The sequence below is a fragment of the SAR202 cluster bacterium genome, from assembly GCA_009392515.1.
In the GTDB taxonomy this organism is placed as follows: domain Bacteria; phylum Chloroflexota; class Dehalococcoidia; order Lucifugimonadales; family UBA6952; genus UBA6952.
On the sequence record VFGE01000031.1, the window covers coordinates 19,637 to 44,202 of the forward strand.

Genomic DNA, 24,566 nt, shown 5'->3' on the forward strand with positions numbered 1-24,566 from the left:
GCGGAGTCAACAGGAGTTCCATAGTGTTTCATAAAGTGTCAGAATTATTTAACAATTCTGACTGGTATTTAAGTCTAATCGACTTATTAAAAACCAATCTTTACACAGAGGTCTCAGTACCTGATTGTGGCAGATCACTATTGTTTAATTCACTAAATTTTAGATTCAATTCACCAATTTTGTATTTGACTCGTGATATTAATCGTGCAGAAACCTTAGTTAATGATTTATTAATGATTACAGGTTCTCAAAACCAGGTGTTTTATTATCCTCCACTTGAAAACATACCATTTGAATTTTTACATATTAACTCCATGACCTACACTCAAAGATCCAAAGCTTTATCTGCAATCATTGAATCAGAAAAAACACAATATCCTCCGATAGTTGTTGCCCCAATTTCTGCCATTACAAATAAAATAATTAGTTCTTTTGAAATGAAAGAAAAAAGGCTGATTATTAAAGAAGGCACATCATTAAAAATGAAAAATTTGTTATTTTTACTATTACAGTTTGGCTATAAATTGAACAAGTTTACTGAAATGGAAGGACAATGTAGTCAAAGAGGTGGAATTGTTGATATTTTTTGTCCGATCTATGCAAATCCAATTCGAATGGAGTTTTGGGGCGATGAGGTAGTAAGTTTACGCAGTTTTGATACTAATTCCCAAACTTCCTTAGAAGTAATGAATGAAGCTATAATTTATCCAGTAAGCGAAGTCGTTTTCCCAACAAATAATGCCTCAATTGAATACTTTGGTAACCAAATGGGACAGAAGCAAAATATTCAACAATTTTCTGGAGAGCTCAAGTTTAATAATAATTTCGAATTCCCCGACTTTTACGCTGGTATATACAATAACAGTTCATTATTAGATTACTTTGATAACACAGGTTTGGTAATTATTGATGGTAAAGAAAAAATACTCGAGAAATATTATGAATTGTATGAAGAAATACTTGATCGTCAAAATACTTATAGTAAAACGAACGCCTTACCAGAGGATTTCCAGTCTCCCTATTTCTCATATACTGAATTTAACAATTTTGTAGATAATCTTAATAAAGTTATCGATATTAAAGAGTTTCAGTCAAAAGGTTTTAATGTGCCCATCAAACCGATTTTAGCTTATCAAAATCAATTTGATAAGTTAATAAGCGATATAAAAATGAAGATTAAAACTGGTATGGTTATTGTTGTGTCTTCATATTTGAATAGAATTAAGGAATTATTTCAAGAGTATGAAATACCATATGAAATTCTAACAGATCAAACAAAAACCATCAGAAAAAATATAGTAACAATAGCAGAAGGTAATTTAAAAGAAGGACTTTTAATAGAGCAGAATGAAGAAGTATTAATACTTAGTGATAATGAAATTTTTGGATACAGTAAACAACGGAATATTATAGTTAATGAGAATAAAACCCGAGGTGTATCCTCAATATCTCTTGATGAGTTTAGTATTAATTCTTTTGTTGTACATATTGATCATGGTATTGGGAAATTTATTGGCACTACTGTTATGAGTGAATATGGAGACAGTGAAGAATATATGGTTTTACAGTATGCAGATAAAGGAAAGATTTATGTCCCAACGCATATGTCTCATAGAGTCAGTTTATATAAGGGATCAAGTGGTACAAACCCATCTTTATCAAGATTATCCACATTGGAATGGAAAAGAACAAAAGCGCAAGTAGAGGAAGACACTTTAGAGATTGCTAAAGATTTACTTGATTTATATGCCCAAAGGAGTTTAGCCAAAGGAAAGAGTTTTCCTAGTGATAGTTTATGGCAAATAGAATTAGAAGATTCTTTTCCATACATTGAAACTGAAGATCAAATCAGAGTTATAAATGAGGTAAAAGAAGACATGGAATCTGAAACACCTATGGATAGATTAATTTGCGGTGATGTAGGATTTGGGAAAACGGAAGTTGCTCTAAGATCCGCATTTAAAGCTGTTGATTCAGGGGCTCAGGTTATCATTTTAGTACCAACAACAGTATTAGCAACTCAACACTTTGAGACATTTGTTAATCGATTAAAACCATATCCTATTACGATCAAAATGTTGAGCAGATTGGTTCCTAAAAGTGAACAAAAACAAATAATTACTGATTTATCGAATGGTCAAGTTGATATTTGTATAGGTACTCATAGATTATTACAAAAAGATATAAAATTAAAAAATTTAGGATTAGTTATTGTTGATGAAGAACATCGATTTGGTGTACTCCAAAAAGACCGACTTAAAGAAATGCGTTTAGGAGTTGATTATTTATCTATGAGCGCAACACCAATACCTAGGACACTTAGTATGACTATGTCTGGATTAAAGGATATGAGTACTATAGACACTGCACCAGAGTATAGATTACCAGTTAAAACTTTTGTATCTGAAGAGAGTGATGAACTAATTGCAGAGGCAATAAAAAGAGAATTATCCCGGCAAGGTCAAGTATATTATTTGCATAATCGAGTTCATTCCATTCATATGATTGCGAGTAAATTAAAAAAATTAATACCTAATTTACGAGTTGCTATAGCTCATGGACGGATGTTGCCGGAAAGTTTAGATAAAGTTATGACCGATTTTGTAGCAAAGAAATTTGACGTATTGGTGTGTACAACCATAATTGAATCTGGACTAGATTTGCCTTCAGTAAACACATTAATAGTAGATAATGCTGATCGTTTTGGGCTTGCACAATTATATCAGTTAAGGGGACGGATCGGTCGTAGTTATAGACAAGGATATGCTTATTTTACAATTCCGGAATTTAAAATTATTACTCCACCTGCACAAGCAAGATTAGATACTATTTTAGCATCTTCTGATATAGGTTCTGGTTATAGAGTAGCGAGTAGAGATTTAGAAATTCGAGGTGCTGGACAAGTTCTTGGGAAGAAACAGAGTGGTCATATTACAACGATAGGTTTTGATCTCTATATGAAAATGATTTCTCATGCAATGAAAAAAGTGAAAGGACAAGAATTGCTTGATGATAAGGATGCAAAACTATTTGAAAATCAAAACCCAAAAGGCCCACATTTAAAATTAAATTTAAACGCATTAATTCCTACTGAATTTATTCCGGAGGTTTCCACTCGTATTTCTCTTTATAATGAATTGGCAGAAATTGATGCTATTGAAGATTTATATACCCTAAAGGTAGAAATTATTGATAAGTATGGCCAAATCCCTATAGAATTTGAGAACTTATTTACCGTTGCACGTCTTCGTTTAATGAGTTTTCAATGTGGAATTGATTCAATAATATTAAAAGGAAATATTTATCATATTCGATTCGATCAAACAATAAAATCCTTAAAGTATATATTGGAAAGTAATGAAGAACTTGATATCAATGTTAAAAACAGAAGTTTAAATTGCAAGGTTTCTAGATACTCAAATATAGATACACTTGATAAGTTATTTAACTTTATTTTTGAAATCAAACATCGTGTAGAAAGTATTCACTAAGTTGTAAATGTACTAAAAACTCTCTATTTCCTGTTTGTCCTTTTATTGGTGAAGAGGTGAAATTTTTGATAGCAAACTGATTATTTATCAGCCAGTTTGTTAAACGTCCAATAATTAGTGAGTGTGTTTGGTAATCTTTGATAAGACCTTTTCGTCCAACTTCCTCTTTTTTAGCTTCAAATTGAGGTTTTAAGAGCCAAATGATCGAGCCATTATTTTTTAAATGGGTAGAAATATTTTTTAATAATAGACGTGCTGATATGAATGAAACATCCATAGTAATTAAATCTACTTTTTCATCCAAATTAAATGGATTTCGCGCATTAATTCCTTCCATGCACACAACTTTAGGGTTGATTCTTAATTTATAATCTAATTGGTTTTTACCCACATCAACAGCATAGATTTTATTTGAACCATTTTGTAATAAACAATCAGTAAATCCGCCTGTAGATGAGCCGACATCAAGAGCAATACTTTCTTTTGTTTCTATATGAAAAACCTCTAATGCGTGCTGGAGTTTATCTCCGCCTCGACTAACAAATTTTTTGGATTGATTGACTTTTATTGTAGAAATACTGGGGTCAAATAATGTTCCTGGCTTGGTTACTTTTTGATCATTTACGTAAACTTTTCCTGCCATGATTAATGCTTGTGCTTGAGATCGTGAATTTGCAAAATTTAATTCATGAATAAGAAAATCAATTCTTTTTTTTCTTTTTGAAGTCATATCTACTTCTATTTATCTAAATGATTTAGAAATTTACAAGAGATATTATGTTACATTAATTGACATAATATATATATAGAAACTATAATCCGTTGGTAAATTTTTTTATTTTTTTGTTATTTTGTTATGCCTAAGAGAACTTATCAACCAAAAAAACGTAGAAGACTTAGAGTGCATGGTTTTCGAAGTAGAATGAGCACTAAGGGTGGTCGAGCGGTGTTGAGCCGTCGACGTGCTAAAGGTCGTCATTCTCTTACCGTATAGTCACATTTAGTCAATCCTGTATTGTTTCGTATAATAATTTTGCTTATTGGAATTTATGTACAAGACCATAAAAAAAACGGTGGAGTTTAAGTCCGTCCATAGTCTAAATTATGGTTATTCAAGTAGATATATGAGAGTAAAGATAAAGAATAATTCTCAAATATCTACAAGGGTAGGATATTCAATTAGCAAAAAAATAGGAACTGCAGTTACGCGCAATTTGGTAAAACGAAGATTGAAAAATATAATTGGTGATTTTAAATTAAAACCTGGATGGGACATTGTCGTAGTAGCTAGGGTAGGAATAAGAGATACCAGTTATGATGAATTAGTAGAAGATCTGAAAAGGATATGTAGTAAATTGGATTTATTTCAATGAGCTTATAAATGATAAGTGAAATAAAGTGACATTATTAGCAATAAAAATAATTAGGTTATATCAAAAAGTAATATCGCCTTACTTACCTTCTGCATGCAGATACGAACCAACGTGTTCCGAGTACTCAATAGAAGCTATGAAAAGATTTGGAATCATAAAAGGCATTTTTTTGACGGTGAAAAGATTATTACGATGTAACCCATTAGGTGGAAAGGGATATGATCCTATTCCTAAGTAATTCAATTAATTTAGAACTTTAACTTATGTTTAAAAGAAAAAATATATTAACCTACTTAATGATAATTGCAATAGTGATTTTATCAGGTTGTGATAGTGATAGATTCACAGCGGATTATGGTTGGGCTAGTCCAATTCTAGTAGAGGACTCAGTTATAAGCATGTCAGAGAAAGGTATGGTTTTTGTTGCAGATACCAATTTACTTCCTGTGACAGGAGAATCTGAAAACCAAAGACCTTCTGCAAAATTTTCACCAGAAGATAGTCACCAGAATTGTGATTCCGATTACTTAGATAAAGCTGGAGAAGCAATTTATAGTACACCTGGATACAGTGCTAATAATAGTACAGTAATTGTTGGCTATTATACTGGTTTAGTTGTAGGTTTGAGATATCCAGATTTAAGCTTGAAATGGTGTAATTTTATAGATCCATTATCCAAAGGTAATTCTAATGGAGGGTTTTTTAGCTTTTTAAGTTTTGGGCCGAGGCATCAACCGGACACCTTAATTGGTAATATTACTGTTCATGATGGGTTAGCTATAATGGGAACATCTAAAGGTTTTATTTTGGCAATGAGTGTTGATACTGGAAATATTAAGTGGTGTTTTAATGGAGAAGTCACTACTGCTATTTGCCAACCTGAGTCTATAATGGGTTCTATTTATGACTCTCCTTTAGTAGATGCTGGTAAAGTATATATTTCTTCCTTAGATGGATCAATTTATGCATTGGATGTATATGAAGGAACTACCAAAATACCTAATGCGACTTTTTTTCAAACAGAAAATAAATCTGCTTTAATTTCTAGACCATCTGCGACATCGGGTATGTTTATAATTAACTCGCTCGATAGAAACATTTATGTAATAAATAAAAAAGATGGATCAATTATTACGACTCTATTTAATGATACTGAAAAAGCGAGTGGAAGATTTTGGGCAGGTTCTTTGATTGATGACAATCAAGTATACTCTGTTACTACAAATGGAAGATTGTATAAATTTGAAATAGATACTTCGGGACGAAAGAAAAATATGACATCTGTACAGCTAAAAAACAGGGGTCAAACAGCTGGAGAAGATATTTTAATTACAAGTTCTCCAATATTATTAGACGATACTTTGATTATTGTGGATTCTATTTCCGGTAATATTTGGGAAGTTTCATCAAATTCCTTTCAATCTACTAATATTGTGGAACTTTCTCCTGTTAAACATGGTTCTGACGAATCATGGCAGGGTATTCCTTCTGAACCTTTAGCAATTGATAGAACTATGTATTTTCATTCAAGTGAGAAAAAATTCTTATGTAAAAAAGATTTGCATCAAGATGCAATAGGCTGTTTATCAGTAACGGAGAAATAGAGGTATTATGGGAGATTTATGGAACGCATTGATTTTTGATCCAATGTTAAATAGCTTAATAATATTATATACATTTTTAGGAAATAACTTTGGTTTAACAATTATTGTATTTACTTTAATCGTCAATATAATAATGTTGCCTTTGAGACTTAAACAAATACGTTCTACAAAAAAACTTGCTGTACTTGGACCAAGATTACAGGCTATTCAGAAGAAATATGCAAATGATTCTCAGCGTAGAGGACAAGAAACTATGAGAATCTACAAAGAAGAAGGTATTAGTCCACTAGGTTGTTTAGGTCCATTAGTAATTCAAATGCCCATATGGATAAGCTTGTATTGGTGTATATATGCTTTAATTCCCACGTTTCCAGAAAATTTTGCAAGCTTGACTTCACATATGTACGATTCTCTAGAATTTTTGGATACAGCTATTCCGTTGAACAGTACATTTTTAGGTTTAGATTTGGCACAACCAGTAGCATTATTTGCATTACTTGTGGGCGGTTCGATGTGGGTTTTGCAAAAAATGTCCATGATGGAATCTACAGATCCCAGACAACAACAGACACAAAAAATGATGTTATGGATGATGCCTTTCATGTTTGGATTTTTATGTTTGCAATTTCCATCCGGCTTATCTATGTATTGGATGACAAGTAATTTAGTTGGTATAGCAGTTCAATACTTCGTTGCTGGTTGGGGTGGTTTGATTCAAAGTACAGATACAAATCAATCTACAACAGTAAAACAATCAATAATAAATGAAGACGATGTTTCTTCAGAAGAGGAGGATTTAGATGAGAAACAGCATAAAAATAAGCGGCAAGACGGTAGAAGACGCAATAGAAATAGCTCTAATAGAACTCGACGTAAGCAGAGATGAAGTATCCATAGATATCATATCAGAAGGTAAGTCAGGTCTTTTTGGCATTGGTGCAACAGAAGCAACCGTAAAGGTTACTCGGCTAGGAGATTCTTCCGCAGCATCAGGTACAGCAATAACATATCTAAATGAAATATTATCTTTTTTAGATGTTGATGCTTTAGCAACAATCAGAACTGTAAACAATAGTAAAAACAAAGGACCAGTTATTGATATACAGGGTGAGGATGCTGGTTTACTTATAGGTAAAAAAGGTGAAAATCTAAGTGCATTACAATTTATATTAAATAGAATATTAAGATCTAACAGTGTCGATTCATTTGTTACGTTAGATATAGAGCAATACAAGGAAAGAAGATCGCAATCATTAAATACTTTAGCAGCTAAAGTTGCCGATAGGGTGATGAATAATAAACGTTCAATAACCTTGGAGCCGATGACAGCTTCAGAACGAAGAGTTATTCATACAGCTCTTGCAGATCATCCAGGTGTTAAAACCGAGAGTTTTGGTTCAGGGTATAACCGTAAAGTAGTGGTTATGCCAAATAACGCTTAAGAATTCTTTAGATTTAACCTGACCAATTCAATACTGTCTTTTAGATCGTGTTTTGTTTTTGGAGCAATATAATTAGGGTCATTTTCGACCTTCAATGTTACAAATATTGGTCCTGGGGTGTTTAATATAGTTTCAATGTCTAAAGTGAAATCTTCAATATTGTCAAATTCAAACGTTTTTGCATAACCTACAGCATCAGCCATTTTTGAAAAAGAAAGTTGGCTACTTGAAGGTATCGGTTGATTTCCTGATCCTGCATATGAACCATTCTGGACTACAAAATGGATGAAATTTTCAGGTTGAACCTCGCTAACGGTTGCTAATGAACCTAAGTTCATTAGCAAACTCCCATCGCCGTCTAAAACGATAACTTTACTGTTTGGTTTAGCTAATGCAATACCTAAACCAAGTGAGGATCCTTTACCCATACAGTCTTCAAAATATATATCCAAGTTTTGATTATTGCTAACAGAATTCCACACATGGCTACTTGATTCACAAGCAACCACAACTTCATCTTTTCGGTATTTACCAAGCTCAATAAGACAATTTTCAATCAACATTTGGTTTATCTATATTAAAGTGTACCTAGTTCTTTTCGAAGATCTTTAATTGCGTCATTCGTAGAACGATTTCTTGGATCTCTAGTTCGTCTACCAATTGGCTCATTTTGTATTTCAGGAACAGAATGGATATGAACAAAAATTGGACCTTCTGCTGTGAAAATTTCTTCTACCTTTCCAGCAAAGTCCTCGATGTTATCAAATTCGTATGAAGCAGCATAACCTGCACCAGCAGCCATTTGTGAAAAATTAGCTTCATCGGCTGCTGCAATAGGTTGACCTCCAGTTACTGAAAAGTACCCATTATTAAGTACAAAATGGATCAAATTTTTTGGTTTTGCTCCAGCAATAGTCATCATTGTACCTAGGTTCATATTGAGACTGCCATCACCATCGAAACAAACAACTTTTGTATCTGGTTGGGCTAGGGCTAAACCCATTGCAAAGTTTGATGCTTTACCCATTGCTCCGCCAACACTTACATCTCTTGATGGTTGGTCACTAGAATCTAACCATCCACGTGAACCCGTCATAGTAGGTATCGCAATCGCTTTACCTCTAAATTTTTTTATTTCTGCCATTAAATCGTCGTTATTTATCATAGTTAACCTCGATACTAATTTTCATAAACATTTGTCTGATAAAATAAATTATCCTTCTTTGATTATTTTTCTTTCTTCATCCAAATTCATTCTGTTGAATCCATGATATTCATCACCCACGAGAACTGCTACAGGTTTTTGGGTCGCTGCTGCAGTTTGAAATGCAAGTGTAATTCGATCTGCATCTCCATCATGCTCAACTAGATAGTATTGTATTCCCCATGCATTAAGAGTTGGTTCAGTAAGTCTTGCGGCTGAGTCAGGAGTTATACCCCATCTAGTCCAGCCTCGGTACCCAATAATCATAACTATTGGTAAGTTACAATCTAATCCAAGTCCACGAATAGAATCTCCGGACTCCATCATCCCAGTATTTTGTACTAAGCAAACAGGTATTTTACCACCAACGATAACCCCTGCTGCTATTGCCATAGTTTCTGCTTCTCTTCCAACAGTGATAACTTCAATGTTAGGATCTTCTTCCATGGCGATAAATAAATGATTAGTCTCGCTGTCAGGTAGATAAATCACATGAGTCACATTGTTTTCTTTAATTTTATCTAAGATAGTTAGAGGGCTTAACATAGCCTGTTGTTCAGTCATCAGAACCTCCCCATTGAGTAAAATTGCTACAGTGCTCACAATATAATAGAAATGTTTTTCTAAAGCAAGTAAATAGATGCATTTATTTTGCTTACCTACTTTGTTGTTAATATATTTAATATAATGCATAATTTATGTTGGTAATAAAAATAAGGAACTACTTAAAATGGAAGAGTTAAATAATAGGTCTGTTAGTTTAGAATCAAAATTTGCAGATATAATGGTGCGTCTTTGACTTACCTAAAACAGAAGCTGAAATTGAGGCTTTACAACAGAAAACTTTAGCTGCAGACTTTTGGGATAATTCTTCTTTGGCTAAAGATGTAATGCAACGTTTAGCTGATCTAACAAATTTTGTTCAAAAGTGTCGTTCCCTCGAGTCAGATATTAGTGAATTAGTAGAATTAACTTCAATCATAGATGAGGATGATGTTGAGGTTGAGAAACAATTACTTGAAGAAATTACCAGGGTGGAAGAAGAATTATCTATTGTAGAATTCAATTTACTCTTTTCAGGTGAGTATGACGATTCAAATTCTATACTTGCAATTCATGCTGGAGCAGGAGGTACTGAATCTCAAGATTGGTCTCAGATGTTGCTCAGGATGTATTTAAGATGGGCAGAGAAGAAAAATTATTCTGCTGAGATAATCGAGTTATCAGAAGGTGATGAAGCAGGTATCAAGAGTGTACTTATTTCCATAAAGGGACGATGGTCTTATGGGAATTTGAAATCAGAAAGAGGGGTTCATAGGTTAGTTAGAGTATCCCCGTTTGATGCTTCAAAATCAAGACATACTTCATTTGCATTAGTTGAAGTTTTACCAGATACAGAAAAAAATGTTGATGTAACAATAGATAATGATGATTTGCGGATAGATGTTTTTCGAGCTGGAGGGCATGGAGGGCAAAATGTGCAGAAAAATTCTACAGCAATACGTATAACTCATTTACCTACTGGAGTTGTAGTCGTTTGTCAAAATGAAAGATCACAATTACAGAATAAAGAACTCGCAATGCAAATATTGAAGGCACGATTACTAGATATAAGAATGAAAGAATTAGAGAAAGAACATTCTGAATTAAAGGGTGAACACATATCTGCAGAATGGGGAAATCAAATTAGAAGTTATGTTTTACATCCATATAAAATGGTAAAAGATCACAGAACTGGGCATGAAGATACTGATACTAATTCTGTATTAGATGGTAATATCAATGATTTTTTACAATCATATCTGTTAAATCAAGTCTCTAATGATACTTTCTAATTATTTTTCTAAAGCACTGATTATTTGGTCAGAATAACTGCCTTCTTCTACTTCTAGTATATGGTCAACTACTTCTCTAGGTGACCAATCTTCTGCAGATGGTTTGGTATCAAGCTCTTCATCAGTTAATGTGCTTAACATTCCGATTAATTTTCCGCGACTTTCAGCTAACTCTTCAAGAATTTGTTCTGCTTCACTCAAATGTACGCCTAAAGATCTTACAGTTTTCGCTAGGTGAATAGTATGTTCTATTTCATGAGCAACTAGTCTGTAAAATATAAAACGTACAGATATATTATCTCTATTTGGTATTGGTAAAGTCATAGCCTCATCGGGAACATTTTGTAATTTAGCTATGACTTTTGCTCTAGATTCTGCCATATTTTTTAAATAATCATTTACTTTACTCATATTATCTCCTTATTTTTAATGTAAATTTTGGTTGGTTGTTAATGGATATCTGATTCGGTCTACCCAAACACATTCATCAACTTTAATATTCATTACATTGATCTCTGGCCCAAGTGATTGGACTAACCATTCACATAATTCCATCCAAGGTTGTTCTAAATTGTAACCTCGACGGAGTTCAAAATAAATATGTTCCAAACCAACAGCTTTTGCGATTGTCGGCAATACATCGATCATATTATTTTCTCGTAGTAATTTTGTTTCTGCAGATTCTAAGATTACATGCTCGCTACCTGCCTCTAAATCTTCAAGTACTGCTTTGATGGCATCATCAGAGTTCATTGGAGAAACAGGCTTTTTCTTTCCAATTTCAGTAAACACTCTGAGTCCCATTGATTTTGCTTCCTTAATAATATCAGTACGTACTCCTGGAGGCATATCAGGGATACTATCTTCACTAACTTCTATAGCACTAAATCCTAACTCTAAATTTTTTTCAAAAAATTGACGATGTTTACCCTGAACATAAGCCATTTCAAATACCATACCACCTATATAAGAACCAACATTATGTTTGGCTAAAGTTTTGTTTCTTTTTGAAAACCATATATCGTCATAAGTACTAATTGTTCTACGATGATTTTGAATTTTTACCCAGTCAATAATATCTTCAAAATCGTCGAGATAATCATCCATCATTGAGGTTGTCCACATAACATCAGTAACGCAAGTTACACCTTTAGACCTTGGTTTAGGATTAGGCAAATTTATTGAGATGAAATTAAATGAAGGTTTAGTCATTTTTGTTCCTTTGTTTAGTAAACTGGAGCTTCAATTTTAGCATCAACCTTTTTTGCAACTACTTCTTTTCCGGTTGTTTTAAATATGGTTTGATATTTTCTTGAAAGTATTCCGTAATATTGAATTAAACTTTTACCTTGTCGAGGAGTTAGTACATTGGGAATATTTTCACTGCTTATACGAATAGGTAGTATGGAAACTCTTTTTCTACCTAAGCTGTCTATATCTACCTGTGCAATACAAGAATCTCGCTCTATTGATCGAATTGCTGTTCCTCCAAATGAGAAATTCCCCAAACTGTAGAAAATTGGTTTACCTTTGTAAATTTCTATTCCTTGGGGTTCATGAGGATGATGACCCATAATAATATCTGCTCCTGCATCTATTGCAGTATGAGCCATTTCTTCTTGATACTCTGTGACATAGCATGGAGCAATTTCTACTGGTACACCTAAAGATCGAGCATTACCCCTTGCAGTTTGTCCCCAGTGCCAACTAATTATAACTATATCTGAATTAATTTTTGCCCTACGTACATCTTCTTTCATTACTTCTAAATGTTCTGGATTAGCCCAACTAATTATTCTTGGAATTGAACCTGGTTGATATGGGGCATTATATGAAGCTTCGTATGCGGTTTGTGCATTTACTACTGCACATCCAGGTTTGTTTTCTCCTGCGGGAAATGTTAAAGGAACATAACAAGAGGTGTATGATAAAAATCCAATTTTTCTGCCCTTAGAGTCAAGATAAACAGGTTTATGTGCTTCATCTATATTCATCCCAGAACCAGCATGCGGTATTTTTGCTTTATCTAAAGCATTGAGAGTTTGAATAAGGCCTTCCTCTCCATAATCCATGGTATGGTTATTCGCAGTAGAAACAGCATCTACATTTGCGAATTTCAATATTTTTTCAATTGGACCAGAGGGCATTCGCACATGTCCTCCACTTCCTGATTCTGTTTTACCTGGAAGAGTAGATACTGATTCATCACATATTACTCCTTCGACATTTGCTAAGGTGATGTCACCATTTTGCAGAATTGGTAAAGCGTTCCCAAAGGCAATTTCCGGATCAATAGCTTCTGTAATTATTACATCTCCTACCATTACTATACGTAAGGTCGAATCAGATTTTTTAGGCATCTATATCTCCTTAAATCAATGTGGCTCTGCTCGGTTCCATACTTCAACAAGTGTTCCTATACAAGTTTTAGGATGAAACCATGCAACATAATTGATATCAAGACCCGGTTCAGGAACTGCTCCGATCTGTTGTATACCATATTCTGTAGCTTGGTCGATTACTTTATGGACATTTGGAGACCATGGTCCGATATGATGGAAAGCAGCACCTTTTAGTGCTCTCTGCGCAACGAATTTAGCTGTACCACTATCTTCATCTGCAGGTATACTAATTTCAATTACACAACTACCTATTGGGAATTCTTTGAGATAAACAGGGTCATCGGGTCCGAGTCTTGGTGTACCGTCAGGGTTTGTTTGACGAGGTCCTCCTCTATCGCGTGTAAAGTCTTGTGGTAATTTAAAACATTCTTCCCAAAGAAACTTTTGTTCTTCATAACTTCTTGCAGCTATACCTATATGGGCCATTCCATTAAAGTTTCCATTTCCTCTGTATGCTGGATGTGGATAATAATCTTCTGACGAGCAAACCATTAGCTGTAATCCAAAAGTTGTTTCTGGATCCAAAAGCACTGGGGTTTTCCCATTCCATCCCTCGAGTTGATCGCTTCTGATTTTTATACCTTTTGATTCAAGATGTTTGATATCTTCAGTTAAATTATCGGAATTTAAGCACAAGTGATGTATTCCACCAGAAGATTTCTCTTGAATGAATTCATAAGCTTCTCCCTTTTCTGTTATAGGAGTAGCAAATTCTACACACATTTCGGCAATAGGCATAAGTAAGCTGTTTACATCAGGAAGGGATCCTGGATTGATTTTTGATATAGGTGTCCGACTTTGATCAACTGACATACCAAATCCATTGCAGTATATATCTCTAGCTTTATCAAGGTCAGGGGCTAATATAGTTACATGGTCAATTCTAGTGAAAGACATACATTTCTCCTTTTCAGTTATTATTTAGAGAATATAAAGGGCTAGTTTCTTCTATTTTCCCTTCTTCCGATAATTTTTCTAAGTGAGTTCGAACGTTTCGGGCAGCAGCCTCTCTAAGATTAGGATTTAAATCTTTAGGATATACAAAATCTACAATTTCATAAACTGTTTGAGATGCATTTTTAGTTAAGGCATCAATAATTTGCGTTTCTCTTTTTGTGCGGTGCTGTATATAAGATTTTATTTTTGCAGTCCCATCTTCTACTAAAGCTCCATGTGCTGGAAAAACTTTTGTGGGTTTATGGGCAAGTATAATTTCTAGACTATTCATATACTGTTTTAAATTTCTTACTGAAGATGAAGAACTTCCTAATACTGTGTCTCCTGTAAACATAATTTGTTCTTCTTGTAGAAAATAGCAAATATGGTCATTTTCATGCCCTGGTGTGTAGAGAGCTAAAAGGTTGATATTATCATTAACCTTTAATATTTCTTGATCTTCTATAGAAAATACAATTCCCTCTTCTAGAATCATCTGCAATTTAGGTTTTAAATTTATATGGCATCCAACTTTACATTGAAATGTTTTTTGGAGACGATCAACTCCCCCAATATGGTCGTAGTGACCATGGGTAATATAAATGTTGGAAATATTTGGAGAGCCTAATTCTTTGTGATAGGCAAGTATTTGATCAGTCCAACTTCGATAATGTTCGCCAGTATCCATGACAACCATATTAGTATCAGGATCCCCAATGAAATATATACTTGAACCTCCTGGGTGATAAGTGCCGAACGGACTATCGTCTTCATTGATATGGACTCTATAAACATATTCAGAAATTTTCATAGATGATTTTTTCTTTCTTTTTGTTGGATAAATATGAAAAAAATGTCTCATAGATAGCTGTTGATAATTATAGGTTGTTTATTTTTGTCGTCAACATCTATAAGTTGTTTATAATTTCTTATATACTTGCTTCATTCGATTATAACGCTATTCATTCTATTTTTATGTAAATGGGGGGATATACAAAATGAAAGGTCCTTTAGAAAATATACGTGTTTTGGATTTTTCAGAAATTATAGCAGGTCCTTTTGCAGGTATGCTTTTATCTGATATGGGCGCTGATGTCATAAAAATAGAACCACCTTGGGGAGAGCCGTGGAGATTTTCTCAGCCAATCGTTCCAAATGAAAGTCGGACATATATTAGTTTAAATCGTGGGAAAAAAAGTCTTACCTTGGATTTAAATAAAGATTCTGCAAAGCAAATTATCTATGATTTAATCAATGATATAGACGTTGTAATTGTAAATTACCGTCCAGATGTCCCCGCAAATCTTGGGATAGATTATGATACTTTGTCAAAAATGAATCCTAAATTAATTTATTGTCAAAATACTGCCTACGGAAGTGAAGGAAATGATAGTTATCGTCCAGGTTACGACATAATTATCCAAGCTATGAGTGGATTGATGGCTGCTGATGGTAAACTTAATGAAGGTATACCACAATCTATAAGTGCGACTGCTCTTGCTGATTTTTCAACTGCATTGACTATGAGCATGTCAATATGTGCGGCTTTACATGCCAGATCAATCACTGGAAAAGGACAAAAAATAGAAGCTTCTTTATTAGCAACAGCATTAGCATTACAGACTACAAGTTTTTTAGAAGTTGAAATGGTTGATAAAGAACCAAAAGAAGAGCTAATTGAAACAATTAATTTATTGAGAGAAACCGGTGCTCCTTACAGTGATATCCATGATTATGTTGATGGAATAAGACTAAATAATCCTGCAGCATTCGGCATTAGAATGATTTATTACAGAACCTATCAGGCTAAAGATAGTGTTATAGCTGTAGCCTGTTTAAGTGACAGACTTAGAAAAAAAATGGCAGATGCTATAGGAATTTATGATCGAAGGTTTGAACCAGGTTACAAAGCTGATCTGGAAGATAATATTGCATTTACTCAAAATCTTAGAAAAGAAGTAGAAGAACTATTCCTTACTAAAACTGTAGAAGAATGGATGGAAGTCTTGGATAGTGCTGGAGTTCCATGTGGCCCTGTAAAATTCGTATCTGAACTTATGACAGATAATCAAGTTATTGCAAATGATATCATTCGTGAACATGAACATCCGTTGGTTGGAAAAATAAAAATGATAGGGCCTATAGTTAAAATGTCTGAAACTCCACTTGTCCCACATGATCCATCTCCGACGTTAGGTCAAAATAATGATGAGATATTAAGTGCATTAGGATATTCAGAACAAAAGATAAAAGAATTGAGAGATTCTGGGGCTGTTGGTGAATAATTATTAAATTAAATTGTTCTTAGGTTACATATGTCTACTTTTAAAAATCGTGATCGTACTCTCAAAGATTATGTTGAATCTTTAAGCGCAATATGTAATTTAGAAAAAAATACGGGATGTATTGATAGATCTGTTTTTGGTGGATTAGATCGTCTACTTAGTCAATGGTCACTTCGTGAAACTATAAATCCTTTATTTCAGAAATTTAAAAGTAATAATTTATATCCTGTGGCATATTCTGAACTTGATCAGAAACAAAGAATTATTTGGGTAAAAAAAATTCTACAGATACTAGAACAAGTAGATCTCACAAGTCCTTCTGGTATTCTAAATAAGTTCGACCAAGAATTAGTATATTTTAAAGGAATTACAAATGCTTTAGCTACAAAGCTAAATAAATTAAATATATTTAAGTTAAATGATTTGTTATATCACTTCCCACGTAGATATAGCAGAATTACCACAATAGATAAATTAGTTCCTGGTCAAGATTCTACTATTTTGGCTAGATGTGATGGAACACAAGTAGTCTTTTTGGGTAATAAAAGAAATTTTAAAGCGACAGAAGCAATATTTACTGATCAATCTGGCACAATAAAAGTTATCTGGTATAACCAAACATATTTAAGTAAACAATTATCGACAGGTAAACTTTATATTTTATCTGGTAAAACAAATATTCATAATGGATACAAAACTATAGAATCTCCAGATTGGGAATTAGCTGACGCTAAAATGGCAAATCAAAAATTTTTGAACGTAGGAAGGCTTTTTCCTGTTTATGGAAAAACTGAAGGTGTTTCGCAATCAAGAATACGTAAAGTAATAAGAGATTTTTTGAGAGATTTTGCTTCTGAAATTGAAGAATATTTACCTGAATCACTCATACTTAAAAATAGCCTTTTGAAATTGAGAGAAGCATTAATACAAATGCATTATCCATCATCATTATCAAGCTTAGAACAGTCACGAAGAAGACTAGCTTTCGACGAACTATTTTTATTACAAATGTCTTTTTTGTATTATCGTTCAGATATAGAAAAGGATATATCATCAATTAAAGTGACAAATATAAGTGAAAGCCTCACACAGTTTATCAATATTTTACCTTTCACATTAACTGAAGGGCAAAAAAAGGTTATTAGAGAAATAATTGATGATTTATCAAATTCTCATAAGCCAATGAGGAGATTATTACAAGGTGATGTAGGTAGCGGAAAAACTGTTGTAGCATTAGGATCTTTGTTGTCTGTTGTTGGAGCAGGATATCAGGGTGTATTAATGGCACCAACTGAAGTATTAGCTGAACAGCATTTTTTGACAGTTAAAAAATTACTTTCAAATGAATCAAATCAATCAGACTCATATTTTCACGTGAGTAATTTAATCAACAACAGAGACTGTAGGATAGGAATTTTGATAGGAAGTATGCCAAGAAAGAAAAAAGAAAAAATTCAAGAAATGCTGGAAAATGGCGAATTAGATATTGTGATTGGTACTCATTCAGTAATTCAAGAGAGTGTGATAATTCCAAAACTTGCTTTAGCAGTAGTTGATGAAGAGCATCGATTCGGTGTGGATCAACGAAATGCTTTATTTGAAAAGAGAATTGATCAAAATACTATCCCCCATATGCTTGCCATGACAGCAACTCCCATTCCTGCGTCATTAGCTATGGCTATATATGGAGATTTAGAATCTTCTGTAATAGATTCTCTTCCAGAAGGTCGCCAAAAAATAAGAACAAGAGTTGTGGATAAAATTAACAGAAATAAAATGTATGAATTTGTTCGGAAGCAAATTGATCAAGGTCGACAAGCTTTTGTCGTGTATCCACTTATTAATGAATCTGAATCGATTAATGCAAAAGCTGCAATCATTGAGCAAATACGATTACAAAAAGATATATTTCCAGATAGAATTGTGGGTTTACTTCATGGGAAAATGAAGATGGAAGAAAAACAATTAGTCATGGATAGTTTTAGAGAAGGGTTAATTGATATATTAGTTTCTACACCAGTAATTGAAGTTGGGGTTGATATACCTAATGCATCAGTTATGATTATTGAAGGGGCAGACAGATTTGGTATTGCGCAATTACATCAATTTAGGGGACGGGTTGGTAGAGGCAAACATGAAAGTTACTGTATGCTAGTTGCTGAGGATCCATCAGAAGATTCTCTAGAAAGACTTAAAGCTCTAGAGCAAGTATCCGATGGTTTTAGACTTGCTGAAATTGATTTGGAATTACGAGGAGAAGGGAATGTTCGGCAACATGGCAAAGTTCAGAGTGGTCATGATTTTCTGAAAATTGCAAATATTCAAACAGATTTTAAATTGATGCAAATCGCAAGATTTGAAGCTAAAAATATTATTGAGAACGACCCATTTCTAAAGGAAGAAAAAAATCAGGGCATTGCAAATGCTTTGATTAATATTTGAGTGTAACAAGTCATATTGTTTCTTTACCAAATGTATAAATATAGAAACTAGGTTTTTTTACTTAATACTGAATACATAGAATCAATAGGCGCTTCTAGTCCTGTCCATAATTTAAATGATAATCCTGCTTGTTCAATTAGCATACCTATACCATTAATTCCGATTCCACCGTACTTTTGTACCTCTGAAACAATTGGTGTTATAGGCGGGTTGTAAACAAGATCGTAAAAAATCCGACATTGTTTTACAAGATGCTGTGGTAGGGGTAACTTTCCTTCAAGTTCGCTGTGTTTCATACCGAATGAAGTGCAGTTAATAATAATATCAAATTTTGAAAAATTTTCAGTTTGATCAAATTTTGAAGATATGGTTTTAATATTTCCGAGGTGTGAAAATTTATTAACAATATCTTCTGCTTTATCTTGTGTTCGATTAATAATTGTAATTGATTGACAGTTATTTTTTAGGAGACCATAAATTATAGCTTTAGAAGATCCTCCTGCACCCAACACAAGTATATTTTTATTAGTAATAGAGATATTATGCCTGTCGGTTAAATCTTTAATAAAACCACTTGAATCTGTATTTTCTCCATGGAGTTGACCCTCACGATTTATGATTGTATTTACTGCCCCAATCGTTTTTACTTCATCTGATAAACTGTCTAACCAGGGAATAACTTGCTCTTTATATGGTATTGTTACATTTGCACCGAGTACTTTATCTTGCTTTAATAGATCTATTCGGTTTTTTAATTCAGGTAGTGGTGTATCCCAAATTTCATAGTTTGCATTTATATTATGGGTTTTTAGTGCTAAATTTTGGATTATGGGTGAAAGAGAGTGTTTGATAGAATTACCTATAATCCCAACTTGTAGTTTCATTTTACATGCTTCTTTATATTTTATTATTTTGTCTATCCAAATAAGATTGCAACATTATTGTTGCTGCAACGTCATCAATAAATTGTTTTTGTTGTTTTGATTTTTTTTTTGATTTTGGTTTTTCAAATGTACGTTGTGCTTGAATCGAAGTGAAACGTTCATCCCAAGTTTCTATTGTGATTTGTGTTTGATTCTGTAAAGCATCTTTAAATTTTAAGGTAGATTCAGTTTGTTGATTTTGATTCCCACTTAAAGATAAAGGGAGTCCTATAATAATTTTAGATATTGAGTTAGTTTCAGTTAACGAATTTATATGATCAATATCTTTTTGAATATTTTCTCTGAAATAAATTGCATGTGGTAATGCAAAAATATTTGATGGATCGGAAATCGATATTCCAATGCGTTTATTTCCAAAATCGAGACCTAGTATACGATCCATTAGCCACCTAGTTGTTTGATAATTATTTCTTCATTCATATTTATTGCTTCGTTTACTTTAGAGATATCCTTGCCGCCTCCAGTAGCCATATTAGGTTTACCACCTCCGCCTCCTTGTAAGAACTTTGAAGATTCTTTAATTGCGGCAACAGCAACAGCTCCTTTTTCTACTAAGTCATCTGTAATTACTAGTAATGTATGAGGTTTATTGTCGATAATAGCACCTAAGTTAATAATTCCGGATTTGATATTATCTCTAAGTAAATCGGCAATATTTTTTATATCTTGTGGGTTAAAAACATTTACCATGCTTGTAATAATTTCGATATTATTGATAATTTTCATTTTTGAGGATAATTCTTTGGCTTGATTTACAAATTGTGTTTGTTGATAAGAATTTAAACTTGATTTAAGGTTTTTATTTTCTTGTAATATAGAATCTAATCTAGATTCGATTGTAGTTATATTTGTTTCAAGTATCTGTGCTATTCGTGTAAGAGTAAATTGATCATTTATCGAATATTCCGAAGCTGTTTCTCCTGATATAGCTTCAATTCTTCTCATGCCAGAACCAATATTTGTTTCATTAATTATTTTTATATAACCGATTTGCCCAGTGTTGTCTAAATGTGTACCACCGCAAACTTCTATACTAAATGGTTCACCTGTTGCTATTGTAACCATTCTGACTTCACTTCCATAACGATCTCCAAAAAAAGCGAGAGCTCCGTTAGCGACTGCATCTCTATATGTTGTTATGTTTGTTGAAATAGAATGATTATTTCTCACTTGTGTATTTGCAAGGTTTTCAACAGCTTTTATTTCTTCTAAAGACATGCTACCAATATGAGTAAAATCAAATCTTAATCGATCATTTCCTACGCTAGAACCTGCCTGTCTTACATGTGTACCTAATATTTCTCTAAGGCTACTATGTAATATGTGAGTTGCTGTATGGTTTCTGGAAGTTCCTTGTCGGTAGATACTATCTACATTGGCTGTACTATCTTCAGTAGTAAATACAGTCCCATTCGCAACGTAACCTTTATGGGAAATTATTCCAGGTATTGGTGATTGCGTATCTTCAACAACAAATGTTCCGGTTTTAGTTTGTATATATCCCTTATCTCCGAGTTGACCTCCTGCTTCTGCATAGAAAGGTGTAGAAGAAAGAATTATTTCTCCATTTTGGTTAGATTCAAGTTTTTCTATTTGCTGACCGTTAGAAATAATTGCGATTATTTTAGAATTCCCCTCAATTTTCTCGTATCCAATAAATGAAGATTCAGAATTTATAGAGTTGTATATCTTGTTTGCTTCAATATCTCCAGTAAAATCAGCGCTTGATCTAGCCTTAGTTTTTTGACCTTCCATTAATTGTTCGAAATTATCTGTATCAAGATTAACACCATTTTCTTCAGCAACTTCCTTGGTAACTTCAATTGGAAACCCATAAGTGTCATGTAGTTTGAATATTTCTTCTCCCGGTATAACTCCGTTGTTTATGCCTTGTTCAATTAGTTGCATAAGATAGTCATATCCTCGGTCTAGAATTTTAGAAAATTGTAGTTCTTCTTGGTCTAATACTTTGTAAATAAATTTTTCTCCTGCAATTAGATCAGGATAGTGCTGACCCATTGTTTCAATTACCGTTTTTGAAACTTGGTTTAGGCATAAATCATTAGATTCAGGATAAATCTTTTTTGAAAATCTAATTGCTCTTCTTATCAATCTTCGTAATACATAACCTCTTCCTTCATTACTAGGAACTACACCATCAGCTATAAGGAAAGTCGCAGATCGTACATGTTCTGCAATTACTCTAATGGCATAATCAGTATCAGTATTAGAACCATATTTTGTTTTATATATAACCTCAACCTTTTCGATTATTGGAATAAATAAATCTGTTTCATAAAGTGAATTTACTTTTTGTAAAATCATTGCTGCTCTCTCAAGACCCATTCCTGTATCGATATTTGGATTAGGTAATGGGGTTCTATTTCCTTCCAAATCTTGAAAGTATTGCATAAAAACAAGATTCCATAATTCCAAAAATCTCGCACAGCAATTTGGTCCACAATTATCATCATTATTTGCTGTACATGGTCCACCAAAATCATAATGCAATTCACTACAGGGTCCACAAGGACCTTCTGCACCAGCTGGTCCCCAAAAATTATCAGAATCTCCGAATCTACGTATTCTATTTTCTGGAATTCCAGCATTTATCCATAAATTAAGTGCTTCATCGTCATCGGTATAAATAGTTGCCCATAACTTTTCTTTTTCTAGTCCTAAATAGTTTGTTACAAAATCAAGAGACCAGATAATCGCTTCTTTTTTAAAATAATCACCAATACTAAAGTTTCCTAACATTTCAAAGAATGTAAGATGAGTTTCGTCTCCAACTTCTTCTAAGTCAGTTACTCTGAAGCACTTTTGAGAACTGGTGAATCTGGTAATATCAGTGGAAATTTCTCCAGTAAAATATGGTTTAAATTGAACCATACCAGCTGTAGTTAATAATAATGTGGGATCTTCAGCAGGAATTAATGAAGAACTTGGCATTATTTGATGTTTTTGATTTTCAAAAAAATCTAAGTATTTTCTTCTTATTTCTGAACTAAGCATTATGGCCTTTCGGTTCAATATTGTTAAGATTATTTATAAAAGATTACTCCTGTAAATGGTTTTTTGACAAGCATTCTCTTTCTAGGTATTTAATCTTTATGACAGTAGAATATAATGTGCTAATGGAAAATAACACAAAAGTAACGCAGGCTATTACAGAAAAAGATCAACAAGATTGTTTTTCGATTCGAATTGAAGTTTTTGTTGAAGAACAAGGTGTTCCTAGCGAAGAAGAACTAGATGAATTAGATGAAACTTCTTTTCATGCTATAGCTCGTATTAATACTTATCCTGTTGGAACTGGTAGGCTTATACCTGAAGGTAATAATAATGGAAGAATTGGAAGAATGGCTGTTCGAAAAGATTATAGAAGATTTGGTATAGGAGGGTTAGTTTTAACGTATTTGGAAGAAATAGCAGTGAATAAAGGTATAACACGAATTACTTTGGATGCTCAAGAATATGTTAAACAATTTTATTTAGATCATGGATATCACGTACAGGGTGATGTATTTTTAGAGGTGGGGATTCCACATGTTACAATGGTTAAAATTATAAATTAAGGAGATAAATATGAAAGTTTACTGTGGTTTGCCGAGAGATAATTTAAAAGATATTCCTAAACTTGCTCAAGCAGCAGAAGAGTTAGGTTTCGATGGCATATCTTTTGGAGAATTAGCACATGATTCATTTTTGTTATCAACTTTGGCTTTAGAACATACAAAAAAAATAAAGGTTGGTACCTCTATAGCTATTGCTTTTGCCCGAAGCCCAATGGTTTCTGCTTACATGTCATGGGATTTACAGCGGATGTCTGATGGTAGGTTTGAATTAGGATTAGGTTCACAGGTGAAAGGTCATAATGAACGACGATTTGGAGTTCAGTGGTCTGCTCCTGCACCGCGTATTAAGGAATATGTTGAATCTATACGTGCAATTTGGGATTGTTGGCAAAATGGATCACCGTTAAATTATCAAGGAAAACATTATTCAATTACTTTGATGACCCCAGAATTTAATCCTGGTCCTTTAGATTGTGAACAACCTCCAATTTATATAGCTGCTGTTGGTGAAGCTATGACTAGAGTCGCAGGTAATGTTTGTGATGGGATACTTTTGCATAGTTTTAATAATAAAAGATATGTTGATGAAGTAATTTTGCCAAATATAAAAGAAGGTGCTAATTTGTCTGGACGTAATTTAGAAGATATTTCAATATCAGGCGGTGGAATGATCGCAACAGGAGCAACCGAAGAACAAGTTACGCAACAAAGAGAAATTTGTAGAAAAAGAATATCTTTTTATGGTTCTACCCGTAGTTATAAAACCGTTATGGATATGCATGAATGGGGAGATACCTGTCTAAGATTACATGACATGTCAAAAGAAGGTAAATGGGATGAAATGCCCAACTTAATTGATGATACTATGGTGGATACTTTTAGTGTATCTGGGACATATAAAGAAATTGGTCCCTCTTTGAAAGAGCGTTTTGGAGGGTATGCTTCACGAATTTCAATTGGCCTTCCTTCTGATATAAAAGATTATAATGATGTTGGCGATTTACTTACATATCTACATGAATAATTGATT

23 protein-coding genes and 1 pseudogene are annotated in these 24,566 nt (G+C 33.3%); 12 read left to right on the forward strand and 12 right to left on the reverse strand.

Annotated features, from left to right (window positions below; genetic code table 11):
- Positions 1-23: 23 nt before the first annotated feature.
- Positions 24-3,491 carry a transcription-repair coupling factor gene (gene mfd, locus FI695_04560; GenBank protein MQG51234.1) on the forward strand — a complete coding sequence of 1,156 codons (3,468 nt, stop codon included), beginning with the start codon at positions 24-26 and terminating at the stop codon, positions 3,489-3,491.
- Here the strand turns inward: mfd and FI695_04565 are convergent.
- Positions 3,463-4,221 (reverse strand): TlyA family RNA methyltransferase, encoded by a 759-nt coding sequence (locus FI695_04565; protein MQG51235.1) that lies wholly within the window; start codon positions 4,219-4,221, stop codon positions 3,463-3,465. The genes mfd and FI695_04565 overlap by 29 nt on opposite strands.
- A gap of 126 nt (positions 4,222-4,347) precedes the next feature.
- Here FI695_04565 and FI695_04570 point away from each other — a divergent pair, with 126 nt between their 5' ends.
- From FI695_04570 to FI695_04595, 6 genes are read left to right on the forward strand one after another with little or no spacing between them, the layout of a single operon-like run.
- On the forward strand, positions 4,348-4,485 hold the full coding sequence (locus tag FI695_04570; protein MQG51236.1) for a 50S ribosomal protein L34: 138 nt from the start codon (positions 4,348-4,350) through the stop codon (positions 4,483-4,485).
- Between the two features lie 55 nt (positions 4,486-4,540).
- Entirely contained in the window at positions 4,541-4,864 is a 324-nt protein-coding gene (gene rnpA, locus FI695_04575; protein MQG51237.1) for a ribonuclease P protein component, read from the forward strand.
- Between the two features lie 25 nt (positions 4,865-4,889).
- Positions 4,890-5,102 carry a membrane protein insertion efficiency factor YidD gene (gene yidD, locus FI695_04580; protein ID MQG51238.1) on the forward strand — a complete coding sequence of 71 codons (213 nt, stop codon included), beginning with the start codon at positions 4,890-4,892 and terminating at the stop codon, positions 5,100-5,102.
- 25 nt (positions 5,103-5,127) lie between these two features.
- Positions 5,128-6,468, forward strand: coding sequence for a PQQ-like beta-propeller repeat protein (locus tag FI695_04585; GenBank protein ID MQG51239.1), 1,341 nt, complete (start codon positions 5,128-5,130; stop codon positions 6,466-6,468).
- A 7-nt stretch (positions 6,469-6,475) separates the two neighbouring features.
- On the forward strand, positions 6,476-7,354 hold the full coding sequence (locus FI695_04590) for a YidC/Oxa1 family membrane protein insertase (GenBank protein MQG51240.1): 879 nt from the start codon (positions 6,476-6,478) through the stop codon (positions 7,352-7,354).
- A complete protein-coding gene (locus tag FI695_04595; GenBank protein ID MQG51241.1) occupies positions 7,269-7,910 on the forward strand; it encodes a protein jag in 642 nt (213 codons plus the stop codon). The genes FI695_04590 and FI695_04595 overlap by 86 nt, the downstream gene beginning before the upstream one ends.
- Here the strand turns inward: FI695_04595 and FI695_04600 are convergent.
- Genes FI695_04600 through FI695_04610 form a run of 3 tightly spaced genes read right to left on the reverse strand, consistent with a single transcriptional unit; the run spans position 7,907 to position 9,807 of the window.
- Positions 7,907-8,473, reverse strand: a complete 567-nt coding sequence (locus FI695_04600) for a thiamine pyrophosphate-binding protein (GenBank protein MQG51242.1) — start codon at positions 8,471-8,473, stop codon at positions 7,907-7,909. The genes FI695_04595 and FI695_04600 overlap by 4 nt on opposite strands.
- Positions 8,474-8,487: 14 nt before the next feature.
- Positions 8,488-9,075: a hypothetical protein gene (locus FI695_04605; GenBank protein ID MQG51243.1), complete on the reverse strand. Its 588-nt coding sequence runs from the start codon at positions 9,073-9,075 to the stop codon at positions 8,488-8,490.
- Positions 9,076-9,123: 48 nt separating this feature from the next.
- Positions 9,124-9,807, reverse strand: a complete 684-nt coding sequence (locus tag FI695_04610; protein ID MQG51244.1) for a hypothetical protein — start codon at positions 9,805-9,807, stop codon at positions 9,124-9,126.
- A gap of 80 nt (positions 9,808-9,887) precedes the next feature.
- Between FI695_04610 and FI695_04615 the strand changes: the two are divergent.
- Positions 9,888-10,949 (forward strand): annotated as a pseudogene (locus tag FI695_04615) (peptide chain release factor 2).
- On the opposite strand, the gene FI695_04620 reads toward FI695_04615, so the two are convergent.
- From FI695_04620 to FI695_04640, 5 genes are read right to left on the reverse strand one after another with little or no spacing between them, the layout of a single operon-like run.
- Entirely contained in the window at positions 10,950-11,360 is a 411-nt protein-coding gene (locus tag FI695_04620) for a DinB family protein (protein MQG51245.1), read from the reverse strand.
- Between the two features lie 15 nt (positions 11,361-11,375).
- Positions 11,376-12,161 (reverse strand): hypothetical protein, encoded by a 786-nt coding sequence (locus FI695_04625; protein ID MQG51246.1) that lies wholly within the window; start codon positions 12,159-12,161, stop codon positions 11,376-11,378.
- 14 nt (positions 12,162-12,175) lie between these two features.
- Positions 12,176-13,309, reverse strand: coding sequence for a CapA family protein (locus FI695_04630; protein ID MQG51247.1), 1,134 nt, complete (start codon positions 13,307-13,309; stop codon positions 12,176-12,178).
- Between the two features lie 15 nt (positions 13,310-13,324).
- Positions 13,325-14,248, reverse strand: coding sequence for a hypothetical protein (locus FI695_04635; GenBank protein MQG51248.1), 924 nt, complete (start codon positions 14,246-14,248; stop codon positions 13,325-13,327).
- Positions 14,249-14,261: 13 nt separating this feature from the next.
- Positions 14,262-15,149, reverse strand: a complete 888-nt coding sequence (locus tag FI695_04640) for an MBL fold metallo-hydrolase (protein ID MQG51249.1) — start codon at positions 15,147-15,149, stop codon at positions 14,262-14,264.
- A gap of 136 nt (positions 15,150-15,285) precedes the next feature.
- Between FI695_04640 and FI695_04645 the strand changes: the two genes are divergently transcribed.
- Both FI695_04645 and recG read left to right on the forward strand, forming a co-directional pair.
- Entirely contained in the window at positions 15,286-16,572 is a 1,287-nt protein-coding gene (locus FI695_04645; protein MQG51250.1) for a CoA transferase, read from the forward strand.
- 30 nt (positions 16,573-16,602) lie between these two features.
- Positions 16,603-19,014, forward strand: coding sequence for an ATP-dependent DNA helicase RecG (gene recG, locus FI695_04650; GenBank protein MQG51251.1), 2,412 nt, complete (start codon positions 16,603-16,605; stop codon positions 19,012-19,014).
- A gap of 47 nt (positions 19,015-19,061) precedes the next feature.
- Here the strand turns inward: recG and aroE are convergent, their stop codons facing one another.
- From aroE to alaS, 3 genes are read right to left on the reverse strand one after another with little or no spacing between them, the layout of a single operon-like run.
- Positions 19,062-19,898: a shikimate dehydrogenase gene (aroE, locus tag FI695_04655; GenBank protein ID MQG51252.1), complete on the reverse strand. Its 837-nt coding sequence runs from the start codon at positions 19,896-19,898 to the stop codon at positions 19,062-19,064.
- 13 nt (positions 19,899-19,911) lie between these two features.
- Positions 19,912-20,340 (reverse strand): Holliday junction resolvase RuvX, encoded by a 429-nt coding sequence (gene ruvX / locus FI695_04660; protein MQG51253.1) that lies wholly within the window; start codon positions 20,338-20,340, stop codon positions 19,912-19,914.
- Entirely contained in the window at positions 20,340-22,973 is a 2,634-nt protein-coding gene (alaS, locus tag FI695_04665) for an alanine--tRNA ligase (protein ID MQG51254.1), read from the reverse strand. Before alaS ends, ruvX begins: the two co-directional genes overlap by 1 nt.
- 122 nt (positions 22,974-23,095) lie before the next feature.
- Between alaS and FI695_04670 the strand changes: the two genes are divergently transcribed.
- Positions 23,096-23,536 carry a GNAT family N-acetyltransferase gene (locus FI695_04670; GenBank protein ID MQG51255.1) on the forward strand — a complete coding sequence of 147 codons (441 nt, stop codon included), beginning with the start codon at positions 23,096-23,098 and terminating at the stop codon, positions 23,534-23,536.
- 10 nt (positions 23,537-23,546) lie between these two features.
- Positions 23,547-24,560, forward strand: coding sequence for a TIGR03617 family F420-dependent LLM class oxidoreductase (locus FI695_04675; GenBank protein MQG51256.1), 1,014 nt, complete (start codon positions 23,547-23,549; stop codon positions 24,558-24,560).
- Positions 24,561-24,566: the final 6 nt, after the last annotated feature.

Bases quoted from the DNA above. Each gene is read 5' to 3' on its own strand.
- FI695_04565 (MQG51235.1), bottom strand. From the start codon at position 4,221: ATGACTTCAAAAAGAAAAAAAAGAATTGATTTTCTTATTCATGAATTA.
- FI695_04570 (MQG51236.1), top strand. From the start codon at position 4,348: ATGCCTAAGAGAACTTATCAACCAAAAAAACGTAGAAGACTTAGAGTG.
- rnpA (MQG51237.1), top strand. From the start codon at position 4,541: ATGTACAAGACCATAAAAAAAACGGTGGAGTTTAAGTCCGTCCATAGT.
- FI695_04585 (MQG51239.1), top strand. From the start codon at position 5,128: ATGTTTAAAAGAAAAAATATATTAACCTACTTAATGATAATTGCAATA.
- FI695_04590 (MQG51240.1), top strand. From the start codon at position 6,476: ATGGGAGATTTATGGAACGCATTGATTTTTGATCCAATGTTAAATAGC.
- FI695_04595 (MQG51241.1), top strand. From the start codon at position 7,269: ATGAGAAACAGCATAAAAATAAGCGGCAAGACGGTAGAAGACGCAATA.
- FI695_04600 (MQG51242.1), bottom strand. From the start codon at position 8,473: ATGTTGATTGAAAATTGTCTTATTGAGCTTGGTAAATACCGAAAAGAT.
- FI695_04605 (MQG51243.1), bottom strand. From the start codon at position 9,075: ATGATAAATAACGACGATTTAATGGCAGAAATAAAAAAATTTAGAGGT.
- FI695_04610 (MQG51244.1), bottom strand. From the start codon at position 9,807: ATGCATTATATTAAATATATTAACAACAAAGTAGGTAAGCAAAATAAA.
- FI695_04620 (MQG51245.1), bottom strand. From the start codon at position 11,360: ATGAGTAAAGTAAATGATTATTTAAAAAATATGGCAGAATCTAGAGCA.
- FI695_04625 (MQG51246.1), bottom strand. From the start codon at position 12,161: ATGACTAAACCTTCATTTAATTTCATCTCAATAAATTTGCCTAATCCT.
- FI695_04630 (MQG51247.1), bottom strand. From the start codon at position 13,309: ATGCCTAAAAAATCTGATTCGACCTTACGTATAGTAATGGTAGGAGAT.
- FI695_04635 (MQG51248.1), bottom strand. From the start codon at position 14,248: ATGTCTTTCACTAGAATTGACCATGTAACTATATTAGCCCCTGACCTT.
- FI695_04640 (MQG51249.1), bottom strand. From the start codon at position 15,149: ATGAGACATTTTTTTCATATTTATCCAACAAAAAGAAAGAAAAAATCA.
- FI695_04645 (MQG51250.1), top strand. From the start codon at position 15,286: ATGAAAGGTCCTTTAGAAAATATACGTGTTTTGGATTTTTCAGAAATT.
- recG (MQG51251.1), top strand. From the start codon at position 16,603: ATGTCTACTTTTAAAAATCGTGATCGTACTCTCAAAGATTATGTTGAA.
- aroE (MQG51252.1), bottom strand. From the start codon at position 19,898: ATGAAACTACAAGTTGGGATTATAGGTAATTCTATCAAACACTCTCTT.
- ruvX (MQG51253.1), bottom strand. From the start codon at position 20,340: ATGGATCGTATACTAGGTCTCGATTTTGGAAATAAACGCATTGGAATA.
- alaS (MQG51254.1), bottom strand. From the start codon at position 22,973: ATGCTTAGTTCAGAAATAAGAAGAAAATACTTAGATTTTTTTGAAAAT.
- FI695_04670 (MQG51255.1), top strand. From the start codon at position 23,096: ATGGAAAATAACACAAAAGTAACGCAGGCTATTACAGAAAAAGATCAA.
- FI695_04675 (MQG51256.1), top strand. From the start codon at position 23,547: ATGAAAGTTTACTGTGGTTTGCCGAGAGATAATTTAAAAGATATTCCT.